General features: G+C 50.4%; 2 protein-coding genes and 1 pseudogene. 1 reads left to right on the top strand and 2 read right to left on the bottom strand.

Annotation, left to right across the window (positions count from 1 at the left end):
- Positions 1 to 258: 258 nt before the first annotated feature.
- Positions 259 to 1281, bottom strand: a complete 1023-nt coding sequence (locus OGW13_RS01265; protein WP_000156886.1) for an IS110 family RNA-guided transposase — start codon at positions 1279 to 1281, stop codon at positions 259 to 261.
- Positions 1282 to 1587: 306 nt separating this feature from the next.
- Between OGW13_RS01265 and OGW13_RS01270 the strand changes: the two are divergent.
- A pseudogene (locus OGW13_RS01270) lies at positions 1588 to 1812 on the top strand (Tn3 family transposase); the annotation flags it as partial.
- A 681-nt stretch (positions 1813 to 2493) separates the two neighbouring features.
- Here OGW13_RS01270 and OGW13_RS01275 read toward each other — a convergent pair.
- Positions 2494 to 3701 (bottom strand): IS3 family transposase gene (locus tag OGW13_RS01275; RefSeq protein WP_109455549.1). Its coding sequence is split into 2 segments (ribosomal slippage): positions 2494 to 3380 and positions 3380 to 3701, totalling 1209 coding nucleotides; the frame shifts between segments, so codons are not numbered across the junction.
- Positions 3702 to 3792 lie beyond the last annotated feature (91 nt).

Below are 3792 nucleotides of genomic sequence, written 5' to 3' on the forward strand. Positions count from 1 at the left end.
CTATAAGGGCTTCCCCGGCATGTCAACGCCGGTTTTATAGTTTCTGTCTGCTCGTCAGTAAAATAAAGGGGAGAGACTGCGGTACTATAAACGGCCATGATAAATCGTTATCGATTCGGGCCCTGATGAAAGACGCGCGTGAGGTTCTTGTTCGTTAAGCGGATACGTATATCCTGTACAATAGCCAGATAGGCCTCACGGGGTCTAACCCTTTTTCATCAACGAGTTGCAGGTCAGATGGTTATACTGCTTTGTGCTTTAGCTGGCTGAGTACAGCCTGAAATCATCACCGTAATGCAACGATGCCCAGCACAGCCTCGCGTTTTTGGCGGCGATGGCTACAACAGCCCGCCAGTACCCCCTGCGCTCAACCAACTTACAAACCCAACGGCTGAATGAGTCAGTCCTTTTCTCTGCACCAATCAAAACCGAACGGGCCCCCTGAACCAGAAGCGTTCGCAGATATGAATCGCCCGCTTTCGTTATTCTGCCAAGCTTTGATTTTCCGCCACTGCTGTACTGTGATGGTGTAAGTCCCAGCCAGGCTGCCAGTTGGCGTCCATTCTTAAAATCATGGGCATTACCGATACTGGCGACCAGCGCACAGGCCGTTGTGGGACCAATCCCTTTCAGTTCCATCAGTCGTTGGCTGCGGTGATCCGTTTTTGCCATGCGGGACAGGATCCGGTCATATTCAGCGATGTTATCTTCAATGCGATTAATGTGTTCCAGCAGATCATCAACGCATTGCTGAACCTGAAGCGGCAAAGAATTCTTCTGTTCAGAAACGATGTGGCGCAGGGCATCTGTACTTTGTGGAGCGATGACGCCGAATTCAGATATCAAACCTCTTAATCGGTTATATGTTGCTGTTTTCTCTTCGATAAAACCTTGTCTGGTACGGTGTAGACATTGCATCGCCTGCTGGCTCTCATCCTTCACTGGCACGAACCGCATATGCGGGCGACGGACAGCCTCACAAATAGCCTGGGCATCAGCTGCATCATTTTTTCCTGATTTACCGGCCATGCGATATGGCGATACGAACTTTGCAGCCATCAAACGGGGCTCATGGCCATACTGCCGAAACACTCTTGCCCAGTAATGGGCGCCTGAGCACGCCTCCATCCCGATAACACAGGGAGGCAGGCTTGCAATTAACTCAGGAAGTGCAGCACGCGATACTTTAGGTTTAACCAGAACAGTTTTTCCATTTTGATCAACGCAGTGAACAGCGAACACATTTTTAGCAAGATCGATACCGACAGTAGTGATAGTCATAACGAATCCCTCCAGGGCTATGTTTACCCCATGATTGCACAAGAGCTAATCAGGCACATATCCAGGGGAAGTCCCTTCCATTCGGTAAGCCTGTTTTTTGAACAGGCTTACCTGTAGCAATAGGGTGTACTCCCGCGCTATACGGCATTTTCAGAGGTTTGACCTTAATCGGATAACCTAAATGCGATACTGCAAGAGCGACAACTTAAAAGCGATAGCCACTGACGCAAAATCAACCCCTTACGAACCAAGATTGGTTAAATAATGCGCTTAACGTACAAAAATTTCCGATCTCCAAACTGACCCCAGGAAGATCAACTGGGCGCACTGGGGCTGGTCACTAACGCCGTCGTGTTATGGAACACTATGTATATGCAGGCAGCCCTGGATCATCTCCGGGCGCAAGGTGAAACACTGAATGATGAAGATATCGCACGCCTCTCCCCGCTTTGCCACGGACATATCAATATGCTCGGCCATTATTCCTTCACGCTGGCAGAACTGGTGACCAAAGGACATCTGAGACCATTAAAAGAGGCGTCAGAGGTAGAAAACGTTGCTTAACGTGAGTTTTCGTTCCACTGAGCGTCAGACCCCAAATAGAACCCGTCATACGGGAGACTCGCAGTTTGGACACTTTATGTTAATTGAAGACATAGGCATCAAAGACAAATAGGTCCAATACTCGCCATTCTTAATTAATCGTGTATTGCATGTACCACAGTGGGTATACACGGTAAAGTGTGTACACTCATTGCACCGATACCAACGCTTTTGATTATTTGAACTCATTGATTTCGTTACATCAACTACTTTTTCAGACCCGCAAGAAACACAAAAATTCACCGCATGAGTATCATCCGATGCTCCTCGAAAAGATGTATTGTCTTCAATGCCGTACTGTAGAAACATCCCTAGCATACGTTGGATTTCATCAAGATAGCGTTGCGACTTCATTGGGTTAGCACATACTGCACCATAGTTTGTAGCTTGACGTTGATGGTATGCTGGCTCCCAATCAAACATGGATAGTTCGCCCAAATAACTGTCTTTCGCCCATTCCTGTGGAGATACGACTTTCTCAACCGCATCTAACACGGGGTGCAGAACAAACACACTGTTTTCTTGGCATTCGCTATAATCTTTGCCGTTGTAAAGTTCATGGATAACCCCACTGATCTTGACCCGCCATCTCCGGACAGCTTTTGTATCTTAAGTTAACGATGTCCGCTGCCGCCGATATTCCCTCGGGGAGTGATATCCCAGCGCGCTGTGCGGGTGGTTTTCATTGTAATGTGTGAACGCTGCTGCAAGGTTTCGCAGGGCTGTTCTCACATCTGGTTTTGGCATGAACGCGATATAGTCTTCCTTCATCGTCTTCACGAATCGTTCGGCCATGCCATTGCTCTGCGGGCTGCTCACCGCTGTTGTACACGGCTCCAGATTCAGCTCTCTGGCGAACCTCCGCGTTTCATGCGCGGTATATGCTGAACCGTTATCCGTCAGCCATTGAACCGGTGTGGTCGGCAGCCCGTCGCCGAAGCGCTTTTCCACCGACCTCAGCATCACATCCTGCACCGTCGAACTGTCGTAGCCTCCTGTGCTCGCTGCCCAGTCTATGGCTTCTCTGTCGCAGCAGTCCAGCGCGAACGTGACCCGCAGCTTCTCACCGTTGTCGCAGCCGAACTCGAAGCCATCTGAACACCAGCGCATATCGCTTTCTGCCACCGCGATTTTGCCCTTATGTTCACGCTTCGACCGCTCTGGTTTGTCATGCAGTAACAGCAGATTATGCTCACTCATAAGCCGGTAAAGCCGTTTGGCGTTCACGGGGGGCAGTCCCTCTGTACGGCGTTGCGTACGCAGGATGCCCCACACACGGCGATAGCCGTAACTGGGCATATCGCTGATGATATCGAGGATCTCTGACAGTATTTCAGCGTCTGCTTCGTCATCACGCCGGTTACAGCGCCTGTCCTGCCAGTCGGCAGAACGGTTAATTCGCAGTGACAGCTGCGCACGCGACACGCCCATGGTGCGGCTGACCAGGGCTATTCCCCGTCCTTTGGCAACAAGGGCGCGTGCGCTATCCATTTTCGCGACTGAGCGTACTCCACGGCTTCTTTCAGGATCTCAACTTCCATCGTCTTCTTGCCCAGCAGGCGCTGAAGCTCCCGGACCTGCTTCAGAGCAGCAGTAAGCTCAGAAGCTGGAACAACTTCTTCTCCGGCCGCAACGGCGGTGAGGCTGCCTTCCTGATATTGCTTCTTCCACTTAAACAGCAGGCTGGGCTGGATGCCATGCAGGCGGGCGACATGGGAGACATTCATGCCCGGCTCCATCGTCTGCTGGATAATGGCGATCTTCTCCTGAGGAGTTTTACGTTTACGGACTTCTTGCCCTAACAGGATCCCGGTCATCTCAAAATTGGCGTTAGTGTTAGACATATATTCAAGCCTATCTCTTATCTGGAGATACAGCTACTGTCTGGTGTTTCAGGGGGCTACATCA

It is taken from the genome of Citrobacter sp. Ca225 (genome assembly GCF_030337175.1).
In the GTDB taxonomy this organism is placed as follows: domain Bacteria; phylum Pseudomonadota; class Gammaproteobacteria; order Enterobacterales; family Enterobacteriaceae; genus Citrobacter_A; species Citrobacter_A amalonaticus.